General features: G+C 69.5%; 26 protein-coding genes. 15 read left to right on the forward strand and 11 right to left on the reverse strand.

The window, feature by feature from the left end; translation table 11 throughout:
• A partial coding sequence (locus VNO22_06050) for a 2-C-methyl-D-erythritol 4-phosphate cytidylyltransferase (GenBank protein HXG60912.1) occupies window positions 1-326 on the reverse strand: 326 nt, incomplete at its 3' end.
• Between the two features lie 73 nt (window positions 327-399).
• Here VNO22_06050 and VNO22_06055 point away from each other — a divergent pair.
• Window positions 400-1,290: an MBL fold metallo-hydrolase gene (locus VNO22_06055; GenBank protein ID HXG60913.1), complete on the forward strand. Its 891-nt coding sequence runs from the start codon at window positions 400-402 to the stop codon at window positions 1,288-1,290.
• 1 nt (window position 1,291) lies between these two features.
• On the opposite strand, the gene gspK is transcribed toward VNO22_06055, so the two are convergent.
• Window positions 1,292-2,293 (reverse strand): type II secretion system minor pseudopilin GspK, encoded by a 1,002-nt coding sequence (gene gspK / locus VNO22_06060; protein HXG60914.1) that lies wholly within the window; start codon window positions 2,291-2,293, stop codon window positions 1,292-1,294.
• Between the two features lie 94 nt (window positions 2,294-2,387).
• Here gspK and VNO22_06065 point away from each other — a divergent pair, with 94 nt between their 5' ends.
• Window positions 2,388-3,194, forward strand: coding sequence for a hypothetical protein (locus VNO22_06065; GenBank protein HXG60915.1), 807 nt, complete (start codon window positions 2,388-2,390; stop codon window positions 3,192-3,194).
• 27 nt (window positions 3,195-3,221) lie between these two features.
• Window positions 3,222-4,178, forward strand: a complete 957-nt coding sequence (locus tag VNO22_06070) for a metallophosphoesterase (GenBank protein ID HXG60916.1) — start codon at window positions 3,222-3,224, stop codon at window positions 4,176-4,178.
• On the opposite strand, the gene VNO22_06075 is transcribed toward VNO22_06070, so the two are convergent.
• The gene (locus VNO22_06075) at window positions 4,175-4,597 is read right to left on the reverse strand and encodes a hypothetical protein (GenBank protein HXG60917.1); all 423 of its coding nucleotides are present in this window, start codon (window positions 4,595-4,597) and stop codon (window positions 4,175-4,177) included. The genes VNO22_06070 and VNO22_06075 overlap by 4 nt on opposite strands.
• Window positions 4,594-5,349: a nucleotidyltransferase family protein gene (locus VNO22_06080; GenBank protein HXG60918.1), complete on the reverse strand. Its 756-nt coding sequence runs from the start codon at window positions 5,347-5,349 to the stop codon at window positions 4,594-4,596. Before VNO22_06080 ends, VNO22_06075 begins: the two co-directional genes overlap by 4 nt.
• A 90-nt stretch (window positions 5,350-5,439) precedes the next feature.
• Between VNO22_06080 and VNO22_06085 the strand changes: the two genes are divergently transcribed.
• From VNO22_06085 to VNO22_06105, 5 genes are read left to right on the forward strand one after another with little or no spacing between them, the layout of a single operon-like run.
• Window positions 5,440-5,844 carry a PEGA domain-containing protein gene (locus VNO22_06085; GenBank protein HXG60919.1) on the forward strand — a complete coding sequence of 135 codons (405 nt, stop codon included), beginning with the start codon at window positions 5,440-5,442 and terminating at the stop codon, window positions 5,842-5,844.
• A 4-nt stretch (window positions 5,845-5,848) separates the two neighbouring features.
• Window positions 5,849-7,249 (forward strand): UDP-N-acetylmuramoyl-L-alanine--D-glutamate ligase, encoded by a 1,401-nt coding sequence (murD, locus tag VNO22_06090; GenBank protein HXG60920.1) that lies wholly within the window; start codon window positions 5,849-5,851, stop codon window positions 7,247-7,249.
• 23 nt (window positions 7,250-7,272) lie between these two features.
• Entirely contained in the window at window positions 7,273-9,270 is a 1,998-nt protein-coding gene (ligA, locus tag VNO22_06095; protein HXG60921.1) for an NAD-dependent DNA ligase LigA, read from the forward strand.
• A gap of 37 nt (window positions 9,271-9,307) precedes the next feature.
• Window positions 9,308-10,270: a branched-chain amino acid transaminase gene (locus VNO22_06100; protein HXG60922.1), complete on the forward strand. Its 963-nt coding sequence runs from the start codon at window positions 9,308-9,310 to the stop codon at window positions 10,268-10,270.
• A gap of 54 nt (window positions 10,271-10,324) precedes the next feature.
• Window positions 10,325-10,864: a Uma2 family endonuclease gene (locus tag VNO22_06105; GenBank protein ID HXG60923.1), complete on the forward strand. Its 540-nt coding sequence runs from the start codon at window positions 10,325-10,327 to the stop codon at window positions 10,862-10,864.
• 11 nt (window positions 10,865-10,875) lie between these two features.
• Here VNO22_06105 and VNO22_06110 read toward each other — a convergent pair whose 3' ends face one another.
• From VNO22_06110 to VNO22_06120, 3 genes are read right to left on the reverse strand one after another with little or no spacing between them, the layout of a single operon-like run.
• Window positions 10,876-11,502, reverse strand: coding sequence for an ABC transporter ATP-binding protein (locus VNO22_06110; protein ID HXG60924.1), 627 nt, complete (start codon window positions 11,500-11,502; stop codon window positions 10,876-10,878).
• On the reverse strand, window positions 11,499-12,635 hold the full coding sequence (locus VNO22_06115) for an FtsX-like permease family protein (GenBank protein HXG60925.1): 1,137 nt from the start codon (window positions 12,633-12,635) through the stop codon (window positions 11,499-11,501). Before VNO22_06115 ends, VNO22_06110 begins: the two co-directional genes overlap by 4 nt.
• Window positions 12,636-12,650: 15 nt before the next feature.
• Window positions 12,651-14,582, reverse strand: coding sequence for a HEAT repeat domain-containing protein (locus VNO22_06120; GenBank protein HXG60926.1), 1,932 nt, complete (start codon window positions 14,580-14,582; stop codon window positions 12,651-12,653).
• Window positions 14,583-14,650: 68 nt separating this feature from the next.
• Between VNO22_06120 and VNO22_06125 the strand changes: the two genes are divergently transcribed.
• Window positions 14,651-16,204, forward strand: a complete 1,554-nt coding sequence (locus tag VNO22_06125; protein HXG60927.1) for a VCBS repeat-containing protein — start codon at window positions 14,651-14,653, stop codon at window positions 16,202-16,204.
• A gap of 72 nt (window positions 16,205-16,276) precedes the next feature.
• Here VNO22_06125 and VNO22_06130 read toward each other — a convergent pair whose 3' ends face one another.
• A complete protein-coding gene (locus VNO22_06130) occupies window positions 16,277-16,771 on the reverse strand; it encodes a bifunctional nuclease family protein (protein ID HXG60928.1) in 495 nt (164 codons plus the stop codon).
• Between the two features lie 127 nt (window positions 16,772-16,898).
• Between VNO22_06130 and VNO22_06135 the strand changes: the two genes are divergently transcribed.
• The 3 genes from VNO22_06135 to VNO22_06145 all read left to right on the forward strand — a co-directional run bounded on the left by VNO22_06135 (window position 16,899) and on the right by VNO22_06145 (window position 20,506).
• On the forward strand, window positions 16,899-18,482 hold the full coding sequence (locus VNO22_06135) for a hypothetical protein (protein HXG60929.1): 1,584 nt from the start codon (window positions 16,899-16,901) through the stop codon (window positions 18,480-18,482).
• A 70-nt stretch (window positions 18,483-18,552) separates the two neighbouring features.
• A complete protein-coding gene (locus VNO22_06140) occupies window positions 18,553-19,800 on the forward strand; it encodes a serine/threonine-protein kinase (GenBank protein HXG60930.1) in 1,248 nt (415 codons plus the stop codon).
• Window positions 19,801-19,813: 13 nt separating this feature from the next.
• The gene (locus VNO22_06145) at window positions 19,814-20,506 is read left to right on the forward strand and encodes a hypothetical protein (protein ID HXG60931.1); all 693 of its coding nucleotides are present in this window, start codon (window positions 19,814-19,816) and stop codon (window positions 20,504-20,506) included.
• A 5-nt stretch (window positions 20,507-20,511) separates the two neighbouring features.
• Here the strand turns inward: VNO22_06145 and queA are convergent, their stop codons facing one another.
• Window positions 20,512-21,462 (reverse strand): tRNA preQ1(34) S-adenosylmethionine ribosyltransferase-isomerase QueA, encoded by a 951-nt coding sequence (gene queA / locus VNO22_06150; GenBank protein HXG60932.1) that lies wholly within the window; start codon window positions 21,460-21,462, stop codon window positions 20,512-20,514.
• A gap of 53 nt (window positions 21,463-21,515) precedes the next feature.
• On the opposite strand from queA, the gene VNO22_06155 reads away from it, so the two are divergent.
• Window positions 21,516-22,304 carry a hypothetical protein gene (locus tag VNO22_06155; protein HXG60933.1) on the forward strand — a complete coding sequence of 263 codons (789 nt, stop codon included), beginning with the start codon at window positions 21,516-21,518 and terminating at the stop codon, window positions 22,302-22,304.
• A 14-nt stretch (window positions 22,305-22,318) separates the two neighbouring features.
• On the opposite strand, the gene alr is transcribed toward VNO22_06155, so the two are convergent.
• Window positions 22,319-23,458: an alanine racemase gene (gene alr / locus VNO22_06160; protein HXG60934.1), complete on the reverse strand. Its 1,140-nt coding sequence runs from the start codon at window positions 23,456-23,458 to the stop codon at window positions 22,319-22,321.
• Between the two features lie 129 nt (window positions 23,459-23,587).
• Window positions 23,588-24,286, reverse strand: a complete 699-nt coding sequence (gene tsaB, locus VNO22_06165; GenBank protein ID HXG60935.1) for a tRNA (adenosine(37)-N6)-threonylcarbamoyltransferase complex dimerization subunit type 1 TsaB — start codon at window positions 24,284-24,286, stop codon at window positions 23,588-23,590.
• A 138-nt stretch (window positions 24,287-24,424) separates the two neighbouring features.
• Between tsaB and VNO22_06170 the strand changes: the two genes are divergently transcribed.
• Both VNO22_06170 and VNO22_06175 read left to right on the forward strand, forming a co-directional pair.
• Entirely contained in the window at window positions 24,425-25,051 is a 627-nt protein-coding gene (locus VNO22_06170; GenBank protein HXG60936.1) for an isoprenylcysteine carboxylmethyltransferase family protein, read from the forward strand.
• Window positions 25,015-25,641: an RIO1 family regulatory kinase/ATPase gene (locus tag VNO22_06175; GenBank protein HXG60937.1), complete on the forward strand. Its 627-nt coding sequence runs from the start codon at window positions 25,015-25,017 to the stop codon at window positions 25,639-25,641. The genes VNO22_06170 and VNO22_06175 overlap by 37 nt, the downstream gene beginning before the upstream one ends.
• Window positions 25,642-25,653: the final 12 nt, after the last annotated feature.

The raw sequence follows: 25,653 nt of genomic DNA on the forward strand, positions 1-25,653 counted from the left end.
GCCGCGTCGTGCACGAGCACCAGCGGACACGCCGCCGCCGCCAGCCCCGCCCGCACCGAATCCTGCCGCCGCCGCCCTCCCGCCACGATCCGCGTCACCTTGCGACGGCGCAACCGCGCCCCCCACAGGCGCTCCACACGCGCCCTCCAGCCGGGCGGAACCACGAGCACGATCTCCCGCACGAACGGCAGCGACGCGAACGTCTCCACGCTGTGCTCGAACATCGGCCGCCCCGCCAGGGAGACGAGCGCCTTGGGCACGCGCGCGCCCAGACGCTCCCCCCGGCCCGCCGCCGCCAGGATCACGCTCGCCGCCGGAATCCGCATCCGCCCCATTTAGGCTCCCGCCGCGTCCCTTGACAACCGTTTTTCCGGTGGAGTATCCTTCGCCTACCCTTCCATGAAACTCAAATTCTGGGGCGTCCGCGGATCCATTCCGTGCCCCGGCCCCGCCACCGCCCGCTTCGGCGGCAACACCTCCTGCATCCAGGTCCTCGGGGGCCCCGACGTCGTCATCCTCGACGCCGGCACCGGCATCCGGGAACTGGGCCAGGAACTCGTGGCCCAGAAACGGCCCCTTCGCATTCACCTTTTCCTCAGCCATACCCACTGGGACCATATCCAGGGCTTCCCCTTCTTCGCCCCCATCTATGTTCCCGGCAACGAACTTTTCGTCTACGGCCCCCGCGCCCTGGAAAAATCCCTCGAGGACGCCCTCATGTTCCAGATGCAGTACAGCTACTTCCCCGTCCGGGGCGTGGAGCTGGCCGCGCGCGTCAAGTTCACCGAGCTCGAGGAAGAGACCTTCCGCATCGGCGACTTCGAAGTCTCCACGAAGTCCATGAACCACCCGATCCGCGTCCTGGCCTACCGGTTTTCGCGCGGCGGAAAGTCCGCGATCTACACCGGCGACAACGAACCCTACTACGACGTGCCGGCCGACCGCCCCGGCGGCCGCGAAACGTCCGTCCGCCGCCGCGCCGACTTCATCCAGGAATGCAACCGCAAGGTCGTGGACTTCTGCCGCGACGTGGACGTCCTCGTGGCCGACGCGCAGTATACGGACGAAGAATACGAGTCCAAGCGCGGCTGGGGCCACAGCTCGATCTCCCACGTTCTCGCCCTGGCCCGCGAGAGCGCCGCGCGCACGCTGGTGCTCTTCCACCACGAGCCGACCCACGACGACAAGACCCTGGCCGCCCTCGAGCGGGAAGCCCGCCGCCGCGCCGTCCGCGACCGGATCCGCGCCAAGGTCGTCATGGCCCGCGAAGGGATGACCCTGGAGGTGTGAGCTACCGCTCCTCGGGCGGCCGCGCGGTCACCAGATCGTTCATCCGCCGCGACGCCAGGAGCTTCAGCGACCCCGGCCGCTGCCCCTGCCCCGCCGCTCTCTGCACGACGTAGAGCCACGCCTTCTCCACCCGACCCACCCGGCTGCGCGCGCGCACCTCGAAGACGGACGAGCGTACCGCGAGGAACCCCTGAAGGGACGAGAAGATCTCGTCGGTCATCCCCGAAACCTGCTTGAGGTCCTCGACCCGGCGGAATTCCTGGGGGCGCCCGTCCGCGCCCCGACCCGTCCGCCACGCCGCGATCGCCGCCGCGACCGGAGCGGTCATCTCGTCCGACAGCGCCCGCAGCACCTCCGGCGGGGCGGTGTTGACGTTTACGCTCCAGGTTCCCTGCGCGGGCCACACCGTGACGAACTCGAGAAGCCCCCGGGGGGCGTCTTCCTTCTCGGGAACGCCGTAGAGCACTTCGGGGCCGAGCCCCTCGATCCGGAGCAGCTCGTCCACGTCCATGAGGCGCCGGTTGCGCGCCCGCGTTTCGAACCCGCCGCGGCCGTCCGCGTCCACATAGTCCACGATCCGGTCGGCCACGTCCGCCGGATGCCCCAGAAGCTCCACCAGCCGCCGCAGGGCCGCGACGACGGGGGCGTTGGGCTCCCCCTTGTCGTTGACCAGAGCCGAGAGGTTGAGCGCCCGCTCGGCGTCGCGGATCGACACCTCCACCTGCGCCCGCCCGACTTCGATCGAAAGCGGCGCCGCCCATCGCTCGTGTAAAGTGTCCGCCTCCGCTCCTTCCTCGAGGTCCGCCTCGAGCAGGAGCCGCGCGTGGGCGTACCCCGAGCGCGTCCCGTAGGTGTTCTGGAGATCCGCCAGGTGATTCTCCGACACGGTCCGGTTGTGCACCGAGGTGGCGCTCATCTGGGTCACGACGAGGGCCAGGACGATGAGGACCAAAAGGGCCAGGATGAGGGCGATCGCGCCCTCGTCGCGGCGGCGCCGGTGCATGGAGTTTAAACGTCCTGGCCGGGGGGCGGTTTGGACGTTGACAACCCGTCCCGGTGTGTTAGAGTTATCTCGCATACTCGTCTAGGGAGGGACTATGATCCGGTCCGGCGTTCGGCGGTGGGGGGTGTTGGCGCTGTGCTCGGCCCTGGGGGCCTGCACCTACTGGCACGGCGACCTCGAACGCCTGGCCGACCAGAGCGGCCGCAACTTCAAGATCGCTCCGGACAAGGTCTACAAGCACACGACCCTCGGGGCGATCGCGGCTCATCCCTCCAGTTTCAAGCTCATGGACGTGGAATTCGACGCCGTCGTGAACCGCCTGGACGAACAGATCTTCGTCTCGTTCTACAGCACGTTCCGTCCGGAAGACTACTTCGGTTTCTCGGCATGGCCGGCGGAGGCGGAGCTGTGGGTCCCGGAACAGCGGCTGCGTTCGGTGCCCACCCTCTATATGAACAAGGACAACCAGGACATGGAGGAGCTGCTCTCGCTGCGTCGCTTCGCGCTGGTGCGGCTGCGCGGCCGCGTCATGGGGGACTTCGAGCAGCGTCCCTTCGTGGAGGTTCATTACGTGGACGTCCTCCATCCGGCCGCCTACAGCGAGGCGACCCTGGCGGACGTGGGCGCGGGCTTCGCGGCCGTCTCGGACGGGAAATCCGACGAGGCGATCGCGCGCCTGGAGCGCGCCCTGGAGGGTCTGCTCCACGGTCCCGTGCGCGGCCGGGCCAACCTGGAACTCGCGCGCCTCTACGAGGCCCGCGGCGACTATGGCCGCGCGGCCGCCCGCTACGAGGACGTCCTCTGGACGGACCCGTACAACGACGAGGCTTGGGAGGGCTGGACCCGCTGCACGGAGGCCGCCGAGCGTCAGCGCCGCGAAGCGGCCGCCCAGCAGCCCTAGGCCCGAAGTCCGGCCGTAGATGCGGTGGTGCCCCTCGACGCGGCGATCCTGCTGTGCTTTCTCGTCGCCGCCCCGCTGGCGGCCGTTGTCGTTCTGGCGACCTTCCTCTTTCGCGCCTTGGCCCGACGCCGGGGGTGGATTCCCGCGGACCTGAGATCCTGGATCGACCGTCCGGCCGCCTGGATCTCGTCGGCGGCGACCCTCCTGGTTTTTGCGGGTGCGACGGCATACGGGGCGGCGATCGAGCGCGATTGGGTCGAGACCACCCGCACGGAGATCCGGGCGGGCCGCGCCGTCCTCGGGCACGAGCGGTTCCGGATCGTCCACCTCTCGGACCTGCACCTGGAGCGCCTGGGGCGTCGTGAAGAGCGCGCCGTCGAAGCGGTCCGGGCGGCCCGACCTCACCTCGTCCTTCTGACCGGCGACTGCATGAACGTCCGAGAGGCGGGTGGGGAACTGCGGACGTTTCTGGAGCTCCTGAAGGCGGAGGCTCCGTTCGGGGTCCTCGGAGTTCCGGGTCACCGGGACTTGAAGTTTCCGGTGCGGGATCTCTTCGGGCGGGCGGGCGCCCGGCTGCTGGAGGACGACACGCATCTTCTGACGGGGAAGGGACGGCCGCTGCGGCTCGTGGGGCAGTCCGTCTACCCGGGCAAGAGGCTTCGCGAGCTTCTGGCGGGCCTCGAGGACGACGCCTTCACGATTTACCTCCATCACTCTCCCGACGGCGCCGATGAGCTGGCGCTGCGGGACCCGGGCCAGCGGGTGGATCTCTTTCTGTGCGGCCACACGCACGGGGGGCAGATCGGCCTCCCCTTTTGGGGGGCGATTCTGACGTTCTCCCGGCACCACAAGCGGTACGAGCGGGGGCTCTACCGGGTCGGGGACGTGCCCATGTATGTCAACCGCGGGCTCGGCACGGAGGGAATTCCGGTGCGGTTTCTGGCGCGCCCGGAAGTGGCGGTGATCGATCTCGTGGCCGATTAGCCCGCTCCGCGGGCCGCGCGCTCGTCCGCCAGCCGCAGCCGCAGCCGGTCCACGTAAAGCCGCCAGGCGGTTTCCCGAAGCTGCTCCCGGACAGCCGGTTCGGGGCGCCGGGAGAGTTCCGCCAGGCGCGCCTCCAGCGCGGCGATCCGCTCCCGCAGCCCGGCGCGCAGGCGCTCCAGGGTTTCGCCGTCGGCATGGCTCAGGACCGTGTCCCTCCAGGCCTCGACCTCCGGGGGCGTGAGCGCCGCGGGCTCGTGGCGGGGCGGGTGGAAGACCTCCGAGAGCTCCAGGCGCCAATCCTCGTAGGTCTTTTCCTGAAGCGCTTCTTCCTGGCCGCTCGTGTCCCACGGATTGGGGCGGTCGTAATAGCAGCCGCCGAGCGCGGCGGCCAGGAGGATCGGCGCGGCGGTCGTTCTCATGACGGCCCCCGGGTCAGCATCATTTCGTTGGCGGCGTTGTAGGAATCGATGTCGCCGATATCGAACCAGCTTCCTTCCACCACATATCCATAGACGGGGATCCGCGGGTGGAGCCATTGCAGATAATAGCCGGGAGCGTCCTTTCCTTTGCCCTCGTCGAGGAACTCCTGGAAGAGCGGAAGGTGGATTTTGGGGAAGTAGTAGACGCCGATCGAGATCAGGGTCGTCCGGGGCTTCGGGGGCTTTTCCTCGAAGCCGACGATTCTCCCGTTTTTGTCGATTTCCACGGCGCCGTAGAGAGAAACTTTCTCCTTGCGCCCCAGATCCTTCAGGCACACCGCGGCCCCCCGCGACCGGCCGAACGCCGCGAAGTCCTGAAGCGAGAACTCGAAGAGGTTGTCTCCGGCGATCACGAGGAGGTCGTCTTCGACTTTGGCGTTGCGGATCACGAACTGGATGTCCCCGATGGCGCCGAGGCGGTCGTCGGGGCTTTGGGTGAGGTCGTCGTAGATCTCGACGGGCACGGGGAAGGCGCGCTGCTCCTGGTAATCCCGGAGCCAGCCGTAGTAATGCGCCGCGAACCGGTGGTTGGAGACGACGTAGATCCGGTCCAGATCCTTGACTTTGAAGACCTGCTCGCAGATCCGGGTGAGGATCGGCACGCCGGCCACGGGGAGCAGAGGCTTCGGGCGGTCCTTCGTCAGAGGATAGAGGCGGGTGGCGTATCCTGCGCCAAGGAGGAGGGCTTTCATAAACTCAATTATCGCACCCCGTCTTGGGAGGCGTCAACATCGCGCGCGGCCGGTTGCGCCGGCCGCCGGTTTCTGGTTCAATCGGGGCCCATGGCCCGCCGCTCCTGGACGCCGGTGGCGTTCGTTCTTCTCTGCGGCTGCGTGGAGCGCACGATCTACGTCCGCAGCGACCCCCCGGGGGCGGTGGTGTATCTGGACGACCAGCGGATGGGCGTGACGCCCTGCGAGATCCCCTACGTCTGGTACGGCAAGCGCGAGATCGTCCTGGAGCTTCAGAAGTACCGCCTGGTCCGCGAGATCGTGACGCTCAACCCCCCCTGGTGGCAGTATTTCCCCCTGGACTTCATCACGGACGTCCTGGTGCCCTTCACGATCCGGGACCGGACGGAGCTGTCGTACGTTCTGGAGCCGGCGGCGCCCACCGCCGAAGAGCGCGAGGAGATCCGCGCGCGCGCCCGGGAGATGCGCGAGAAGGCGGGGGTTTCGCCCCGGTAGCCCGATGGCGCTTGCGTTCATTCCGGATATTCCGCCCCTGGAGGGCCGGCGCGTCACCGTCATGGGGCTGGGCCTCTTCGGCGGCGGCGTGGGCGTGGCCCGCTTCCTGGTCCGCCGCGGCGCGCGGGTCACCGTGACGGACCTCAAGACCGAGCACGAGCTGCGCGAGTCGGTGGCGGAGCTGCGGGACCTTCCGGTGCGCCTGCGTCTCGGGGGGCACGACGAAGCCGATTTCCGTGACGCGGACCTCGTGGTCGTCAATCCCGCCGTTCCCGAAAGCTCGCCGTGGCTGCGCCTGGCGCGGGCGCTCGAGACGGAGATGAATCTCTTCTTCAAGCTCTGCCGGGCGCGCACCGTGGTGGGGGTCACGGGTTCCAACGGCAAGACCACGACGACGACGCTCCTCGGAGAGATCCTGCGGCGGGGCCTGCCGCGCGTGTGGGTGGGCGGGAACATCGGCGGATCGCTCCTGGAGCACGTGGACGAGATCGGGCCGGACGACCGGGTGGTTCTGGAGCTTTCGAGTTTCCAGCTCGAGAACCTCGGCGTTCTGCGCCGGAGTCCTTCGGTGGGAGCGGTTCTCAATCTCTCGCCCAACCACCTGGACCGCCACGGGACGATGGAAAACTACGCGGCTGCCAAGCGGCAGATCGTGGCCCACCAGCGGGAAGGGGACGCCAAAGTCCTCAACGCGGACGATCCGCTCGTGAGGGAATTCCGTTCCGCCTCCCCCTCCCGCACGTACTTTTTCAGCCGCCGCGAGCGGCCCGCCCGCGGGGCGTTCGTTCAGGGGGACCAGATCCTCTTTTACACCACGGGCGCGCGGTTCGCGATCGACGTCTCGCGGCGCCGCCTTCCGGGCGCCTTCAATCTCGACAACATGGCGGCCGCGGCGGCCGCCTCCTTCGCCGCCGCGGGCGGGCGCTGGGAGGGCTGGCGCGAGGCGTGCGAGGAGGTTTTCTCGACCTTCCCGGGGGTGGAGCACCGGCTGGAATTCGTGGCCGAAAAGCGCGGCGTGCGCTACTACAACGATTCCAAGGCCACCGACCCGGAGGCGACGGTGGCGGCGCTGGAAACCCTGCCGGGACCGTTCGTCCTCATCCTGGGCGGATACGACAAGAAGACGCCGTTCGACGCGCTGGCCCGCGCCGTGGCGGAGCGGCCGGTGCGCGCCTGCGTCCTGATCGGCCAGACCGCGCCCGCCCTGGAAGCCGCTCTCCGGGCCCAGGCGCGCGTTCCGGAGATCGTCCGGGCGGAATCCCTGGAGGAGGCGGTCCGGGTTCCGGCCCGTCCGGGAGAGACGGTGCTGCTCTCTCCCGCCTGCGCCAGCTGGGACATGTTCCGCAACTTCGCGGAGCGCGGGCGGGCGTTCAAGGCGCTGGTGGCGGCGCTGCCGGACGGATGAGTCCAGCGAGATCGAGGATATCCATGCCGGACCTTCCCCCCGACCTCCGGGCGCGCTATGACGATCTGCGCCGCCGGATCGAGCACCATAACTATCGTTACTATGTCCTTTCCGATCCGGAGATCTCCGACGCCGAGTACGACCGCCTGTACGACGAACTGCGCGCGCTCGAGGAGCGGCACCCGGAGCTGAGGACGCCGGACTCGCCCACTCAGAAGGTGGGAGGCAGGCCGCTCGAGAAGTTCGAGAAGGTGGAGCATCGGCTTCCCCTGCTTTCCCTCGAGAAGGCCTACACGGTCGAGGACGTGCGCGCCTGGATTCAGCAGATGGAGCGGGAGCTCGGAGGGGCGCCGGGCGCCTGGCGTTTTACGGCGGAACACAAGATCGACGGCGATTCGCTCTCGCTCGTCTACGAGCGGGGCGTCCTGGTGACGGCGGCCACGCGGGGGGACGGCCGCGTGGGGGAGAACGTCACCCACACGGTGCGCACGATCCGCTCGGTTCCGCTGCGGCTCGAGGGGGCGCCGGAGCTTCTCGAGGTGCGCGGCGAGGCGTACATCCGGATTTCCGACTTCAAGGAGCTCAACCGCCGGCAGGTCGAGAAGGGCCTGCCGCCCTTCGCCAACCCCCGGAATCTCGCGGCGGGTTCGATCAAGCAGCTCGATCCGGCGGTGACGGCGTCCCGGCCCCTGCGGTTCATGGCCCACGGGGTCGGCGCCGTGCGCGGGGTCCGTTTCCGCGATCACGGGGAGGCGATGGAGCGCCTGCGGTCGCTGCGCTTTCCGGTCGTGCCCTTCGAAGTGACGGATTCCGTGGAGGGCCTGGAGGCCTACTGGAAGCGGACGCTGGCGGAGCGCGACGCGCTCGATTACGAGATCGACGGCGTGGTCGTGAAGGTTTTCGATTACGGCCTGCGGGAGGCGCTCGGGGTACGCTCCAAGAGTCCCCGCTGGGCGGTGGCCTGGAAGTTTCCCGCGCGCGAGGAGACCACGCAGGTCCTGGCGGTGGACTGGCAGGTGGGCCGGACGGGGAAGCTCACGCCGGTCGCGCGCCTGCGGCCCGTGCCGATCGGGGGGGTCACCGTGGCCAACGCCACGCTCCACAACCCCGCGCAGATCGAGAAGCTGGACGTGCGGATCGGCGATACGGTGCTCGTCACCCGTTCGGGGGACGTCATTCCGTACGTCGTCAAGGTGATCCCCGCCCGCCGGCCGCCGGACGCGCGGCCGATCGAGGCCCCGAAGGCCTGTCCCGTCTGCGGCGGCCGCACGGTGCGCACGGAGGCGGACGTCTTCTGCTCGAACTCCTTCGCCTGTCCGGCGCAGCTCAAGGGGGCGATCGACCACTTCTGCTCGCGTGCGGCGATGGACATCCCGGGCCTGGGTCCGGAATGGATCGACCAGTTCGTGGACCGGGGCCTGGTGCGGTCGCTGCCCGATCTCTACGAGCTGACGCGCGAGAAGCTCCTGGGGCTGGAGCGCATGGGGGAGAAGCTCGCCGGCAACATGCTCGAGGCGATCGCGCGTTCCAAGAAGACGACGCTGGCGCGGTTTCTGAACGCGCTCGGGATCAAGCACGTGGGCGAAGCCACCGCGCGGGCGCTGGCGGATCATTTCGGCTCGCTCGAGAAGCTCATGGAGGCTTCGGAGGAGGACCTCCAGGGGGTTCCGGACGTGGGGCCCAAGGTGGCCGAATCGATCCGCGACTTCTTCGCGGACGCCCGGAACCGCGAGGTGATCCGGCGGCTTCGGGCGCACGGGATCGAGTTCGAGCGGCCGCGCCCCAAGAGCGATCGCCTGGCCGGGGAAGTGGTGGTGTTTACCGGCGGGCTCGAAACGCTGACGCGCGACGAGGCCAAGCGGCTCGTCCTGGAGCACGGCGGGCGGGTGGCCGACAGCGTCTCCAAAAGCGCCACGCTCGTGGTGGCCGGGGAGGGGGCGGGGGCCAAACTTGACAAGGCGCGCAAACTTGGTATAAGGGTGGTGGACGAACCGGCCTTCCTGAAGCTCGTGGGGAGATGATTCCAGGGAAGGCCTTTTTTTGTCGGCGGAGACGGCCGTGGTCCAGAAGCTGAGCGTCATCTGGATGGACGGGAAGCTCGTGCCCTGGGACGAAGCGCGCGTCCATGTGCTGACCCACAGCCTGCATTACGGCCTGGCGGCCTTCGAAGGAATCCGCTCCTACGAGACCCACGACGGCCGCTCGGCGGTCTTCCGGCTGGCCGACCACCTGCGACGCCTGGCCGACTCGTGCCACATCGGCCAGATGAAGCTGCCCTATACGCTCGACGAGCTGGCGGCCGCCTGCAAGGAGACGCTGGCGGCCAACGGACTGCGGGCCGGATACATCCGGCCCGTGGCCTACATCGGAGAGGGCGTCATGGGGGTCCATCCCCAGGACAATCCGATCCGGGTCTTCATCGCCACCTGGTCGTGGGGCGCCTATCTGGGCGAAGAGGCGCTCAAGAAAGGCATCCGCGCGAAGATCTCCTCCTACACCCGCTTCCAGCCCAACACGATCATGACCCGCGCCAAGCTCACCGGCAACTACGCCACCGGCATCCTGGCCAAGCGGGAGGCCAAGGCTCTGGGCTTCGACGAGGCGATCATGCTGGACACCGAGGGCTATTGCGCCGAAGGGTCCGGCGAGAATCTCTTCATCGTGCGGGACGGCCGGGTGAAGACCGCGCCGCTGACGTGCGTGCTCCCGGGGATCACGCGGGACACGATCCTGCGCCTGGCCGCCGACGAGGGGATCGAAGTCGTCGAGCAGCGCTTCAGCCGCGACGAGCTGTACATCGCCGACGAGGCCTTCTTCACGGGCACGGCCGCGGAGGTCACCCCCATCCGCGAAGTGGACGGGCGGACGATCGGCTCCGGCGCGCCGGGTCCCGTCACCCGCCGCCTCCAGGAACGCTTCTTCGACGTGGTTCTGGGGCGTCACCCCAAGTACGCCGGTTGGCTCGACTACTACGAAGTCGGCCCTTCCGCGCGGAAGTCCGCGGCCAAGGCCCGGGCGTAAGGGCGGTCCCCGGCCGCTTTGACACCGCGCCGCCCGTTCGCTTATCATGGGACCATGACGGCCGCCGTCCGCAAGCTCACCTACGAGGACTTCGCCCGGATCCCGGACGACGGGTTCCGCCACGAGATCATCGAGGGGGAAGAGTTCATGACGCCGGCTCCCACGCCCGAGCACCAAACGGTGCTTCTGAACGTCCTCGATCTGGTGAGGAGCCACGTCAAGGCCCGCAACCTGGGAAAAGTTTTCGTGGCCCCGACGGACGTGGTCCTTTCCGAGCACGACATCGTGGAGCCCGATCTTCTGTTCATTGCGAGCCACCGCCTTTCGATCGTGGGGTCCCGGAACATTCAGGGGGCTCCGGATCTGGTGGTGGAGGTGACGTCGCCTTCGACGGCGGCGCTCGATCGGGGTCCGAAACTGGAGCTTTATCGGCGCTCGGGAATCCGGGAGTACTGGATCGTGGATCCCGCGCCGCGCACGGTGGAGATTCACGAATTCGGCAGCCCTCGCCGCACCCGGGTGTACCGGGAGGATCAGTCGTTCGCCTCCGAGATCCTTCCGGGACTCACCGTGCGCGTCGCGGACTTCTTCTGACGCGTCCCCGTTCAGACCAGCCGCCCCGCCTCCATCCGCAGGATCCGGGAGGCTCCCCGAAGGATCGCTTCATCGTGGGTAACGACGAAAAGCGCGCCTCCGCGGGCCGCCCGCCGAAGGCACTCCATGACCCGCTCGGCGTTCGCCCGGTCGAGGGCCGCCGTGGGCTCGTCGGCGAACACCACGGCGGGCCCGTGCACCACGGCCCGCGCGATGGAGACGCGCTGGCGTTCCCCGGCGGACATCCGCCAGGGGAACGTGTCGCGGCAATGGGCCACCCCGAGCTCCTCGAGGAGGCGCTCCGCCGGGCCCTCGCCCCCCGCGCGGACGTTCTCCAGCGCCGTCAGGTAAGGAATGAGGAAGGGGCTCTGGAAGACGAAGCCGAAGTGCGTCCGCCGGAGCGCCGCGCGGCCGTCGGCGTCGAGCGCCGCGGTGTCCATGTCGCGGAAGAGCACCCGTCCCTCCGTGGGGATCTTGAGCCCCGCCAAGAGATAGAGAAGCGAGCTTTTCCCCGAGCCGCTGGGACCGAGAATTCCCACGAACTCGCCGGCGCGCACTTCGAGCGAAACGCCGTCCACCGCGCGCACCGCGGCGCCGCCGTCGCGATAGGTCAGCCGCACCCCCTCGGCCCGGATCATGAGCCCCTCCGCTCGATGATCGTCACGGGATCGAGCTTTCTCAGGCGGCCGAAGACCGTGACTCCCGCGAAAGCCTGCGCCACCAGGGGCAGCGCCAGGGAGACGAGGACCGGCCCCGCCTGCGCCGCCGGGGGCGAGATGCCCCGCGGCAGGAGCACCGCCTGCCGGAAGGTCTCCAGGGCCGCCAGCGCCAGCGCCAGCCCCGCCGCCCAGGAGAAGGCCATCAGCCCGGCCGTTTCGGCGAGCGCCTTCCCGAGGAGGCGCCGGCGCGTGTGGCCGATCGCCAGGAGAATCGCGAACTCGTCCAGACGCTGCGCGAAGAAGATGTTGTGGAGCAGCCCCACCACGCCGGAGACCACGACGATGAGGAGCCCCGAGATGAAGTTGAAGATGAGGACAATCCGGTCGAACGCCTCGGAAACCTCCTCGACCGCGCGTTCCCGGTCCCAGGGTTTGACGTCCGGAAGCGTCCGCAGAAAGGCGTTGAGCTCCGCGAGCCGCCCCGGGCGCGCGACCACGATGAGCCGCTCCCAGAGCTTGGCGGAAAAGGGATAAAGAAGCGGGTTGTCCAGATACTCGAACGAGGCCAGCCCCAGGGGCGTCGGCCCCTCGAGAATCCCCACCACGCGGAACCGTCCGGGCATCCAGTCGTCCTCCGTCACCTCCATTCCGAACTCGGCGCCGAGGGTCCACCCGTTGGCCTTCATCAGATTCTCGTGGAGCGCCACCTCGCTCGTGCCCGGTCGCGGAAGGCTTCCTTCCTTGAGGCGGTTGCCGGCGCGGGCCAGGAGGAACTCCGCTTCCTCCCGCCGCACGGCCCGCAGGTGGTACGGGACGGGACCGATGAGCGTGCGCACCCGCGCGAAGCAGTTGCGGGAGTCGATCAGGCGCTCGACGGCCGGATGCGCCTCGAGCGCGGCGCGCGTGGAAGCGGAAATCCGCGTGTCCCGCCGGGGAAAAAGGACCGTCCAGTGATCGAACTCCCGCGTGTAGGCGAGGGCGGATTCTTTGAGGCCGCCGAGGGCGGTCAGGATCGCCACGACAAGCATGACGACGAAGGCCAGGATGATGAAAAGAGGCAGGATCCGGCGGAGGTTCCGGCGGCCGTACGTCCAGGGGGAAAGAGGATCCATGCGAATCCCGCTCCCTCAATATTTGTCGGGCGCGATCCGCCGCAGCGCCTCGAGCGCCAGAAGCCCCTCGTACCAGCTGCCCTCTTTCATGAGCGCGACGAGCGCGCCTTCGGCCTCCGGCCGCCGGAGAAATCCCAGCCCTTCCGCCGCCCGGTAACGCACGAAGAACTCCCGGTCGCGGAGGCGTTCCAGGAGCCGGGGGAGGGCCCGCGGGTCGCCCGTCTTGCCGAGCGCCGCGCAGGCCCAGAGGCGCACGCGCAGGTCGGGGTCGTCGGCCGCCCGAAGGAGCGCCTCGACGAGCGCCGCGTGTCCTTCCTTCAGCCGGAACGCGCGGTAGGCCGCCTCGTGGCGGAGGGCGGCGGAGGGATGAGCCAGCGCCTCGGCGATCCGGCCGGGGGAAGGACGGTCGCGGAGTTCCCGCAGGCGGTCCAGATCGTCCCGGGCGCGCGCGTCGCCCCACACCATGAGCCCCGCGGTCGAAAGAAGACACGCCAGGATCGCCGCGGAAGCCGCCCGGCGGCTCATCGCCCGGTACAGGATCGCGACGAACGGGCAGCACACGCCGACGAACGCGGCCGCCGCCACGAGCGGCCCCGCGTGATAGACCGCCCGCCACCCGAGTCCCGCGGCCTCCCGGAGGGTCCCGCCGCGGAACGTTTCGCGGCTCAGGCGGTCGAGCGCCTCGGCGAGCGACCGGCGGTCGGAGGCGCAGGGGACGAAGACGTCTCCGGAGCGGACCCCCTCGGGGACGGCTTCGACGTCGTACGGAACGCCCTCGGGGACGGGAACGAAGCCGAGCGTCCGAAAGGTCGGCGCGCGGGCGTCCGTCACGCGCGCCAGGCGCACGGCGCGGGCGGGCCGGGAGGGATCGAGGGAAAAGAACTCCTTGAGGGGATCGGCCGCGTAGAGCGTATGCCGGTAGTAGGCGCGGGCGAGCGCGCGGCCCGGGGCGTGGCCCAGAAGCGCGCGGTCGCGGAAGAGCGCCAGCCGGTCGAGGAGTTCCCGGGCGTCCACGGGGCGCGGGACGAGCGCGGCGGCCAGTCCGAGGGCCAGGACCGTCCCGAGGACGGCGGTGCGGCGCGGCCCGCGGGGGCCCTCGCGGACGCGCTCGCGGCGCGCGCCCCAGACGAGCGTATACCCCGCGTGCGCTCCGAGCGGAACGAGCAGCGCGAGCGGCACGGCGGCCACGGAAACGAAGGGGAAAAAGGCGGCCGAGAGAAAGATCGCCAGGAAGAGGAACGAAACCTGCGCCAGCCGCGCGGCCGCGAGCCAGATCTCGCCCGCCAGAAGCGCCGCCGCGTGGACGAGTCCGGCGAAGAAGCCGAGGGGGAATCCGAAGAGGAAGGCGACTCCGGCGAAAAAGAGCGGTCCCGCGGAGGAAAGCTCCGCCGGCGGGGGAAGAGGGATGGCGCCCACGGCTTCGAGCGCGCGCGAGCGCGCGGCGATCTCGCCGAAGGCGCGGATCGAGGGGGCCAGCGACGCCGCCGCGGCGGCCAGAAGCGCGCCGGCCAGGGCTCCCAGCCCGGAGGCCGTCGCCCAGGCGAAGCCGGCGGCGATCGCCCCGGGATCGGTTCCGAACGCGGCCAGCGGCGCGCGCAGGCGGTCGGCGTCGAAGTCCTCCGGGCGGCGTCCCCGGAGGCGCCCCGTGAGGAAGTCGGCCAGCTGTCCCTGCCGGAAGGCCACGAGCCGACCGGCCTTGCGGCGCGTCCACGGGGCCGCGATGGCCGACGGGCGCAGGGAGAGCGCGCCGTCGGGTTCCCGGGCCACGCGCACCCGCCAGGGAGCGGCGTTCGGGTTGACCGACAGGAGCGCCCCTCCCGCGACGCCCCAGGCTTTGCCTCCGGGCTCGCGGGCCGCCCCGCCGCCGACGGCGCGGGCGAATTCCCGCAGGAACCGTTCCAGTTCCTCGTCGGTGCCGCCGAATTCGATCCGGCCGGGGGCGCTCATGGAAGAGGGCGGATTATAGCAGAGCGCCCGCCCTTGAGTCATCCGGCCCGGCGGTCTATGATCGCGGCGTGGCCCCGAGAGCGGCGGTTCTGATCCTCCTGGGCGCGACGTGGCCCGCAGCCACCGGGGAAGACGCTCCGGCCGGGATCGAATTCCGGCTGCAGTACCTGCCCGTCCACGGTCGCCGCGCGGACACGCTCACGTACGACTTCGACGGAGACGGTCGCGGGGACGTCTTCAACTCGTCCGTCCACTTCGACGCCGAGCCGCCGGAGCGGTGGGCGGCGCTGCACCTTCAGCGCGAGGGCTCCTATGGGGAGACCCCGGACTTTCTCTGGCCCCTGAGCGACCGGGCGTGCGCGCTCGTTTTCGGGGACTTCCTCCCGGGGGGGGGCGTCGAGGTCGGCTTCATCGCCGAAGACGGCGTTTATGTCTACCCGTGGACACCGAAGGGGCCCGCCGAGGTTCCCCTGAAGCTTATCCACACGCGGACGTTTTACCGTTCGCCGTCGCCCCGGCAGATTTCGGTCTGGCATTGGGTCACGGACCTGGACCGGGACGGAAAACACGACCTCGTGGTGCCGGTCGAGGACGGCTATCGCGTGTACTTTCAGACGGCGCCCGGCGTTTTCGGGCGGGTGGCGAGGCTCGAGGCGGACCTGGCCGCCGGCGCGCCGCGGGCGCTGGGAACGGCCCGGTACGCGGAACGGATCGAGGTGTCGCCCTCCCTCTTCGTCGCGACGGCGGAGCTGCCCCGCCTGGAGGCGGTGGACATCAACGGGGACGGGCTGAGCGATCTCGTGCTGGTGCGGGGGGACACGATCACCTACTTCCTCCAGAAGGAACCGGGGGTGTTCCCGTCGCAGCGGCCGTACCGGATTTCCTACGCGGTGCCGACGCTCCGGGACGAGCCGCGCAAGGACAGCGTGAACCTTTCGCTCATCCGGTTCGTGGACATCGACCGGGACGGGATGGCGGACCTCGTGGTCACGAAGATTCAGGGGACGCTGGGGCTCTGGGAGAGCATCCGCACGAGCATTTATCTGCATCTCGGGACGGGGAAGGGGAACTTCCTTCCGGACCGCCGGATCGCGATCGACGGCGTCTCGATCGATCCGGAGTTCGTGGACATGGACCTGGACGGCAAGCTCGACTGCGTGACGTCGCGGCTGCGGACGGACCTCATGAAGAAGGCGGTGGAGGCGTTCGTCCTGGGGGACGTGCCGATCACGTACGAGGTGTTTCAGTTCGATCCCGAGCGGCGCTCGTTTCTGCCGGACCCGGTGTACGAGAAGCAGATCCTGGTCCGCCGCGCCGATCTCGACAAGACGGGGGCCGGGGCGGTGCCGCTGGTGTTCGTGCGCGGGGACTTGTCGGGGGACGGCCGGCCGGACATGGTGGCGGTGGATCCGAAGACGGCGGAGCTTCGGATCCATCCGGGGGTGGTGCGGGAGACTCCGGCCGGCCGGCGGATCGGATTCGACGGGACGGCTCACTGGACGATCAGCCTGGAACGCGCGCCGAAGTCGCTTCACGTCCTGGACGTCAACAGCGACGGCCTGAACGACATTCTGCTGTACCACGCGGGGGCGCTGGGGCTGGTTCTTTCGCGCCGGCGCTGAGAGAAAGGCCCCCCGGTCTTGGCCGCGGGGAACGACCGGAAACGGGGCTCGACGGGGTGGCGACGCCCGGGGCTACCGCTCTTCGGCGTCCTGCTCCCCCTCCTCTTCAGGGCCGGCGTCCGGGGATCCGCCCATGCCCGGCCCGGGCGTGACCTCTTCGAGGACCGACTCCTCCACGTAGATCGGCGCGCGCATCTGGACGGCCAGCGCGATCGCGTCGCTGGGGCGCGAATCGATCTCGACCGTCTTGCCGTTTCGCCGGAGGATGAGCTTGGCGTAGAAGGTGCGGTCCCGAAGTTCCGTGACCACGATGCGTTCGAGCTTGGAATCCAGTCCGTGGATGACGTTTTCGAGAAGGTCGTGGGTCATGGGGCGGGGGGTCTTCTTGCCTTTGAGGTTCCGATCGATGGCCACGGCCTCCCAGATTCCGATGACGATGGGAAAGGCGCGCTCTCCGTTGACCTCCTTGAGGACGATGACCTGTTCGTCGCTGGTTTCGCTGATGATGATGCGGGCCAGTTCCATCGGCACCACGGCGGCGTCCTCGCGAAAGCGGATTGACATCATTATAGCGTCCCGTCTTCTCCCGTACAGGCCCAATTTCTCCGCCGGCCGCGAACCCCGGCGGCGCCCGCGACGGTCTAAGGTGAGAGGATATTCCGGATGCGGTGTTCTCTCGGGAGGAGCCTGGCCGATGCGATGGTTGCTGGCGGCGGCGTGCTGGGGGACCGTGGGGGCGGCGACCGGGAGCGTCCAGGAACCGGCCCGCACGGATCCTTCGAAGGACGAGCTGGCCGTGGTCGGAATGCTGGCCTTGGGGATGTTCGAGGAGGCGCGCCGGGAAAACCGCGTTCCTCCGGACGTATGGGGGGCGGCGGCGGAGGCCGCAGGCGCCTTCCAGGCCGGGGACGCGGCGCGGGCGTATCGATCCGCCCTTCGCGCGGTTCACCGGCTCCGGGGGCTTCGGGTGGACGAAGCGATCGACGAAGCGATCGACCTTAACGTCGTGCTCGACCGGGCGCTGGCGGAACCGGGGGAATCCGTGCGGGTCCGTCCGGAAGGGCCGAAGATCGCCGCGACGAGCCTCGAGGTGACGCTTCTGGACGGGGCGGGCCGTGTGCTCAAGCCTCTGGGGGAACTCGGCGGGGAAGGGGCCCCGCGCCCTCGGGAACTTGCGATTCCCTGCCGTGCCCTGAAGGCGGGACTCTTCGAGGCGGCTTATCGCCTGAAGGCTCGCGACGGACGGATTCTCGCGGAGGGGCGCCGGCGGTTCCGCATCGTTCCGGGCATTGCCGAGAGGATCGGTCGGCTGCGGAAGCTCGTGGACAGGATGTCCGCTGATCCCCGGGTGTCGGCGGACGTCCGGCGGCGGACGGCGATCGAGAGCGTGACCTGGAAACTCGAGGTTCTGGAGCGCGCCCGGCGGGAGTTCGTCGGGACGCTCGTTCAATCCCTGCGGCCGATGACCGCGCTTCTGGTCCGTTGGGCGGGACAGGGAGATGTCGATTGGGAAACGGATCCGGTCGATCCCGAGCGGGATATGCCGGATCTGGAGGCGATGGCGAAGGCCCTGGAGGCGGGAAAGGATCCCCTGGCCGGGCGCGCGGGGGATTTGCGTCTGGCGTATCGGTCGCCGGTGGACGGAACGCTCCAGCCGTTTCGGGTTTTCGTTCCGTCGGGAGGCGTGTCCGGCTCTCCGCGTCCGGCCGTGGTGGCGCTTCACGGCGCCGGATGCGACGAGAACACGTATTTCGACCGGTATCCCGAGCCGCGCGGCGGGGGAAATCTTTTCAAGAAACTGGGTCAGGAGCGGGGATACGTGCTGGTTTGTCCCCGGGGGCGCGGGCCGATGGCGGGATACGAAGGAAACGGGGGAAGGGACGTCCTCGACGTCGTCGAGCGCGTGAAGCTTCTTTGGGGAGCGGCTTCGGAGCCGGTGTTCTTGACCGGACACTCGATGGGGGCGCACGGAACCTGGATCCTGGGGACGCGTCATCCGGATCTCTTCGCGGCGGCGGCGCCCGTGGCGGGGATTCCGCCGGATCCTTCGGCGGTGCCGCTGGAACGGGCGGTTTCGCTGCCGGTGCTCTTCGTCGCGGCCGCGCGGGATCGGGGGGTGCCTGTCGAACGAGCCCGAGAGTGGGCCCGCCGGGCCCAGCGGGTCCTGAAACGGCTGCGTTACGTCGAGTACCCGGACGACGACCACTATTCCATCGGCGTCAACTCCCTGCCGGCCGTTTTCGATTTTTTCGACGTGTGCCGGAAGCCGGGGAAGTAGCGGGTGGGTCTTTTTTGCGCGACGCGGCCATTGACGCCTCATGCTCCGGAGGGCTAGAATTTCCTGACGCATGTCCAACTACGAAACGGTCTTCCTGGCGATCGCCTCCAAGAACCGTTTCCTGACGCACGAAGACGCCGCCCAGTGCCTGGCCGAGTTCCGCGGGCAGGCGGAAGGGGCCCGACGGACGATCGAGGAAATCGTCTCGGAGCGGGGTCTTCTGACGGCCGAGCAGATCCGGATCCTGGGGGAGGCCGCCCGCAAGGTGACGACGCGCCGGACGGCGGCGGCGTCTCCGCCGCCCGCCTCCGCGGCGCCCCGGGATCCGCAGGAGCCGATTCCCGGCATCCGGATCACGGGCAAGCTCGGGGTCGGCGGAACCGCCACCGTTTTCCTGGCCGAGGAAGCGGCGGCCCGCCGCTCCGTGGCCCTGAAGGTCCTTCACCCCTCGCTCGCCCGGGATGAAAAGGCCGCGCGGCGTTTCCGGCGCGAGGCGGAGCTGCTCGTCGAGTTCGATCATCCCAATCTCGTCAAGGGCTACGCGCAGGGGCTCATGGGGCCGCTGCCGTACCTCGTCATGGAGTTTCTGGAGGGCGAGACGGCGCAGGAGGCGCTGGACCGCGAGAAGAAATTTTCCGAGGCGCGCGCGCTCGAGATCATTTTGGAGGCCGCGCAGGCCATCGATTACATTCAGTCGCGGGGCTACGTCCACCGGGACATCAAGCCCGGCAACATCTTTCTTTGCAAGGACGGCCGCGTGAAGGTTCTGGATCTGGGCTTCGCGCAGCCCATGGGGAGCGGCTCGGGAGGGGAGGAGGAAACCACCAGCGGCACCGTCCAGTACATGAGCCCCGAACAGGCGCGCGGGCAGAACGACCTGGACGTCCGGGCGGATATCTATTCGCTGGGAGCGACGCTGTATCACATGGTCATGGGGGAACTTCCCTTCACGGGCGCCGATTCGCTCGAGGTCATGGCCAAGCAGGTCATGGAGGCCCTCAATTCGAGCGAGATCAAGAACCGCCGTCTCTCCCGGCACATGCATTACTTCATCGAGCGGATGATGTCCAAGGACAAGGACCTGCGGTACGCCACGCCGCGGGAGCTCGTCGACGACATCCGCGAGCAGATCGAAGGCTTCCGTTCCCTCGAGTACCGGCCGGAGGAGCAGGACACCGCGGTGGGACGGTTCATGGGGCAGGATCCCGCGGGCCGTCCGCCGGCGGATCCCCATGCGACCACCCGCCGGCTGGGCCGGGTGACGACCCGCCGGATCTCGAAGCTGGACGAGATCACGCGACGATTCCGCAAGAAGTGACGGCCGGGGCGCCATGGCGGGAGCGGGATCTCAGGACAGCGCGCGCCGGGCCGGCGACACGACCCTCTTCCGGGTCGCGCGCGACGTCGGTTTCAACGCCCGGGTGGAGCCCTTCTGGCGCACGTTCGAACGCCTGAAATCGCGCATGGGATTCTTCGAGCGCCGGAGGGAGCGGCGGCGCCTCGAGCGGATCGTCGCGGGCGTCCGCCGGGGCTTGAAGGAAGCCGGGGCCGATCCCCAGGGGTGGGACGCGCGGGAGGGGGAGTGCGTGTGCAACCTGCGCGTGGCCCGCATGGGGCTCGTCAAGGAGTTCAAGACCTACGTCCGCGGGGCCGCCGAAGGCGCCCAAGCGGGAGACCCCTGGCCGCATCTTTTCGCGCTGCGGGACCGCCCGTGCCTGCTCATCCCCGTGGAATTCGCCCGTCCCCTGTCGGTCTCCCCGGGCGGGGGCGAGGAGCCGTTTCCCGTGGCCAGCTCGCTTCGCGCCCGCGCCGAGCTCGAGGAGATCAACGCGCGGCTGCGGATCGACGAGACCTTCGCGATCCGCAAGATGGTGGACTACCTGGACGCGACGGAGCGGGACATCGCGATCTACGAGTCCCGCTTCGGGACGTCGGAAGGATTCTGGCCGAAGTTCACGTTCGTGCTCCTGCGCAAGCTCTGCGAGGCGAGCGCGGCGCACCGGCTGCCGGTCCTTTTCGCCTGACGCGCTCAGAGGATCAGCATCGCGTCCCCGTAGCTGAAGAAGCGGTAGCGCTCGCGCACCGCCTCCTCGTAGGCGGCCAGGACCAGGTCGCGTCCCGCGAAGGCGCAGACGAGCATGAGCAGCGTGCTTCGGGGCAGGTGGAAGTTGGTCAGGAGCGCCTTGACCGCCTTGAACTCGAAGGGCGGGCGGATGAAGAGGTCCGTCCAGCCGGAGGTGCGGCCCGTCCGCGCCCAGGTTTCCAGGGCCCGGCAGGTGGTGGTGCCCACCGCCGCCACGGGTCCTTCGGGGGGCTCGGGGATCTCGAAGTACTCGGCTTCCATCCGATGATCCTCGATCTCTTCGACCTTGACGGGCTTGAAGGTGCCCACGCCGACGTGCAGGGTGATGCGGCGGGTCCGGAGTTGCGCGAGGATTTCGGGGGTGAAATGAAGCCCCGCGGTGGGCGCGGCGATGGAGCCTTCCTTTGTGGCGAAGACGGTCTGGTAGCGTTCCCAGTCGCGGGGTTCCGCGGCGCGCCGGATGTAGGGGGGAAGCGGCGGGCGTCCCAGCCGGGCGAGGTCCGGCTCTTCGTCGAATTCGAGGACCCAGCGGTCGCCTTCCTTTTCGGCGATCCGCGCCCAGGAGCGCTCCTCCACCCGCAGGCGCTCGCCCGGCCGGAGCTTGCCGCCCGCGTCCAGGAGCGCCGTCCAGCGCCGTTCCCCGAGGCGCCGCACCAGGAGCGCCTCGACCCGTCCTCCCGTCTCGCGCAGGAGGGGCAGGCGGGCGGGGATCACGCGGGTGTCGTTGAGGTAGACGGTTTCGTCCCTGAGGTACGAGACGATGTCGGGGAACGTCCGGTGTTCCCAGCGGCCGGCGGCGCGGTGGAGCACCATGAGCCGGGAAGCGTCCCGGCGGGGCAGGGGCTCCTGGGCGATGAGCTCCGGAGGGAGCGCGTAGGTGAAGTCGGTGACTTTCATTCCGGCCTTTCCCGGGGTATTATAGTGAGGCTCTTTCCGGAGGGAGAATCTTCATGCGCTGGGTGATCGCTTTCGCACTGGCCGCTCAGGCCGCCGCCGGGGATTCCGCCACGATCAACGTGGATTCCAACCTGGAACTCGAGGTCGTCGTGCGGGACGGGAGCGGGGAGACGACCCGTCTGCTTTCCCTGGCGCGCCGGGAGCGCTTCCGGCAGGAGGTGCTCGAGGCGGAAGGGGATCGGCCGCGCGTCGTGCGGGTGAAGGTGCTGGGCTCGACGCTGCAGCGCAGCGGCACCGACCTGCCGCTCGAGGTGAAGCCGACGAAGCTCGCCGACCGCACGTTCGTGGCCACGCGCGGGGCGCAGGGCTGGACCGCCGTGGACGTCGAGGGCGGCGCCGCTCCCCCCGAGGGGATCGCCCTGGGCGCATGGAACGAATGGCGGGCGCTTGTCCCGAAACGGGACTTCAAGGCGGGCGACCAGTGGACGCTCCGGGAGGCGGAGGTCGCGGCGGTTCTTTTCCCGGCGAATCTCCGGGAGGGAAGCGGAACGATCTCCTGCTCCTGCGAATCGCGGGAAGGCAACCGGGCGTCGATTCTTTTCCGCGGGAAGGTGAGCGGCCGGGGCAAGGACGATTCGGCCGTGACGCTCACGATCAACGTGGGGCGCCTGATTCTCGTGGACGGGAAGCCCTCGCTCCTTTCGGTTTCCGGCACGCTGGAGTCCACGCTCGACGTGGTGGACGTGTACCGCAAGCCCAACGAGAACGAGGAGGAGCGCCGGAAGGTGGGCGAGGTCACCGTGCGCAGCCGGAAGCTCGAGGTGACCTTCGAGTTCCAGTAAGGGCGCGCCCCCGTTCAGGCGACCACGCGGAAGGCCGCGGCGGTTTCGACGCCGGCGTTGAGGGGCACCCGTCCCACGCGCCGACCGATCCGGCAGACGAGTTCGTAGGGGATCGTCCCGGCGCGTCGGGCCACCTCTTCGGCCCGGAGTCCCGGTCCGATCAGCGTCACTTCATCTCCCACGCGGATGTCGGGGACGTCCCCCACGTCGAGCATGACGTAGTCCATCGTGACGGTTCCCACGAGGGGCACGCGCCGGCCGCGGACGAGGGCCTCCGCGCGGTTGGAAAGCGCATAGGGGAGGCCGTCGTTGTAGCCGATGGGGCAGGTGGCGATGCGGGTGGCGTGGGGGGTGCGGTGGCGGCCGTCGTAACCGACGGGGGCGCCGGCGGGCACGCCCTTGAGGTAGGCGACCTGGGTTTTCAGCGTGAGCACGGGGTCGAGGCTGAGGCCCAGGCGGGCCAGGGGTCCCGGGTCGATGCCGTAGAGGGCGATGCCGGGGCGGACCATGTCGAAATGGGACTCGGGGCAGGAAAAAAGGCCCACGGAGTTGGCCGCGTGGAGGAGGGGGGGCTCGATGCCGTCGCGGGCCAGTTCGTCGGCCACGGCGCGGAAGAGGTCGAGCTGCTCGCGCGTCACGTCGGGGTCGTGGGCGGAAGCCAGGTGCGTGGAGAGTCCTTCGAGCTGCAGAAGCGGCCGGTCGAGGATGGCGCGGGCGATGTCGAGGGCGCGGCCGGGCGAGGCGCCCAGGCGGGCCATGCCGGTATCGATCTTGAGGTGGACGCGCAGAGGGCGCCCGCGGCGTCGGGTTTCCTCGTCCAGGAGGGGCAGGAGGTCGGCGGAGTGGAGGGTGACGGAGACGTCGTGCTGGACGACCTTGGGGATTTCCTCCTCGACGATGGCGCCGAGGATGAGGATAGGGCCGGCGATGCCGGCCTCGCGGAGCTGGAGGGCTTCGGTGGAATCGCCCACGCCGATCATTTCGCAGCCGGCGTCGAGCGCGGTCCAGGCCACGGGGACGGCGCCGTGGCCGTAGGCGTCGGCCTTGAGGACGGCGAGAATGCGGGTGCGGGGGCCGACGGCGCGGCGGACGGCGGCGACGTTGCGGCGCAGCGCCGCCAGGTCGATTTCGGCCCAGGCCCGGTAGCCCTTCATGGCGTGACGCGCGCGAAGGGTCCGGCCCCGGGCGGCCGGCGGGCCGGCCGTCCGGGGCCTGCGTTCCCCTCTGTTCCGCGCCCTCTCTCCACTCCGGAGGAAAAGGGGAGGAAGGGGACCGGCGGGCGCCTATCGCCCGTTGCCTTTCCCCCTCTCGTCCTGCCCTCCCAATTTTTCGCGCGCCTTGAGCTCCGCCTCCGTGGGCCGGAGGTAAAGCGGCGCCAGGGTCGCCGCGTCGTGGCGCAGGCCGGCGGCGTACCGGCGTCTCCCGAGGAGCGCGATGCGTTCGGGCCGCGGGTCCCAGAGGTCCCGCGGGGCCCGGACCGCGTCGCGGAAGAGCGCGCCGTACGCGTCGAGCGCGTCCCCGAGGACGAAGGCCCCGGGGGGCACGCGCGCGGCGAAGACGGCGGGCTTCTCCGCGAGGTAGTCGGTGACGCGGCGGCCCTCCTCGTAGAGGGCGCCGTAGATCTGGTCCCACTTGGCGTCGAGCGCCGGGACGACGAGGCGGGCGTGTCCGAGCGCCGCGTCGGCCAGGGCGTCGAGGGACGGGACGCCGATGACGGGCCGGCCGAGCGCGAGGGCCAGGCCCTTGGCGGCGGCCAGGCCCACCCGGAGGCCCGTGTAGGATCCGGGGCCCACGTCGCAGGCGACGAGGTCGATGGCCGCGGGCGGAAGGCCCGCTTCCTCGAGGAGCGCCCGGATCGCGGGAGCGATCTCGCGGCCGTGCACCATCCCCTTTTCAAAGAGCCGGACCCCCAGGACCCGCTCCTCCTCGAGGAGGGCCACGCCCCCTCTCGTCCCGGAGCTTTCGATCCCGAGGACGCGCATCCGACATCGGGAAGTATACGCGGCGGGAGCGGGAAGGTCAAGTCATAATTTATAAATCGTAACTTACGAAATCGGTCCGCGTCCGGGGCGCACCGGGCTCTTGCCCTGCGGGCGGGGGTCTGTTATACCGGGGGCCCCATGAAGCTCTCGCGGATCCGCAAGCTCACCTGGAAACTCCTGGCCGTCTACGCCCTCGTCGTCGTCATGGTCGCCGCCGCCGATCCTTCGCCCGAAAAATGGAGGCGCTGGAATTTCGCCGTGGGCGTCGCCCTCCTGGGGGTCTGCATCTGGATCCGTCTCTGGGCCGCCGGACACCTCGTCAAGAACAAGGTCCTCACCGTCACCGGCCCCTATGCCTACGTCAAAAACCCCCTCTACATCGGAACCTTCCTCGGCATGGTCGGCTTCGCCTTCGTCGCCATGGGCGACCCTTCTCAGGAAACCTGGTATCTGCGCCATCTGAATTGGATCCTCCTGGCCGTGGGAATCGCCGTCTTCGTCGCCTACTACGTCCCCTACAAGAAGCGCCGCGAGGGCGACCGGCTCCGCGAAATCTTCGGAGAGGCCTGGGATCACTACGACCGCTCCGTTCCCGACTACATCCCGCGCCTGCGCCGCTACGAGCGCGCCGTCGACCGCCCCTGGAGCTGGCGCACCGCCTGCGAAAACAGCGAACAGTGGACCCCCCTGGCCGTGGCCGCGGGGCTCGCGGCGGTGATCTGGAACCGATGGCTGATCGACCTCTTTACGACCCTGATCGGGTGACCCCCCGCGTTCTGCGGGACAAGGGCGGGTTCCTCTCGCCCGTCGTCTCCCTCGTTTCCCACGAGGGCCGCCCCGCCGTCCTCAAGGACTACCGCGCCCGCAACCCCATCACCCGCCACGTGCTCGGACCCGTGCTCGCCCGGCGCGAGTTCGCCATCCTCCGGCACCTCGAGGGCATCCCCGGCATCCCCCGCGCCTACGCCGTGGTGGACGGCCGCGCGCTCCTCCTCGAGTACGTCCCCGGACGCACGATCAACAAGTTCCGCCCCGGGGACCTCCCGGATCTCGTCTTCGAGCGCCTCTGCGAAACCGTCCGCGCCATGCACCGCCGCGGCGTCGTCCACCTGGATCTCCGGCAGAAGAAAAACATCGTCGTCGCCGGCGACCGGCCGTACCTTCTGGACTTCGCCAACGCCGTCCGCGGCCCCGCCGCCCGGCCGCTGCGCGCGGTCGACGAAAGCGCCCTCCTCAAGTTCAAGCGCCGGAACTTCCCGCACCTCCTCACCGAAGAGGACCGCCGGCGCCTGGACGCCCATCGTTTCTGGCGCCGCCTCTGGGTTTTCTCCCCCCGGGGCCGGAGCGTCCGCTGAACCCCGCCCGGA

The organism is Planctomycetota bacterium (assembly GCA_035574235.1).
Taxonomy (GTDB): Bacteria; Planctomycetota; MHYJ01; order MHYJ01; family JACPRB01; genus DATLZA01.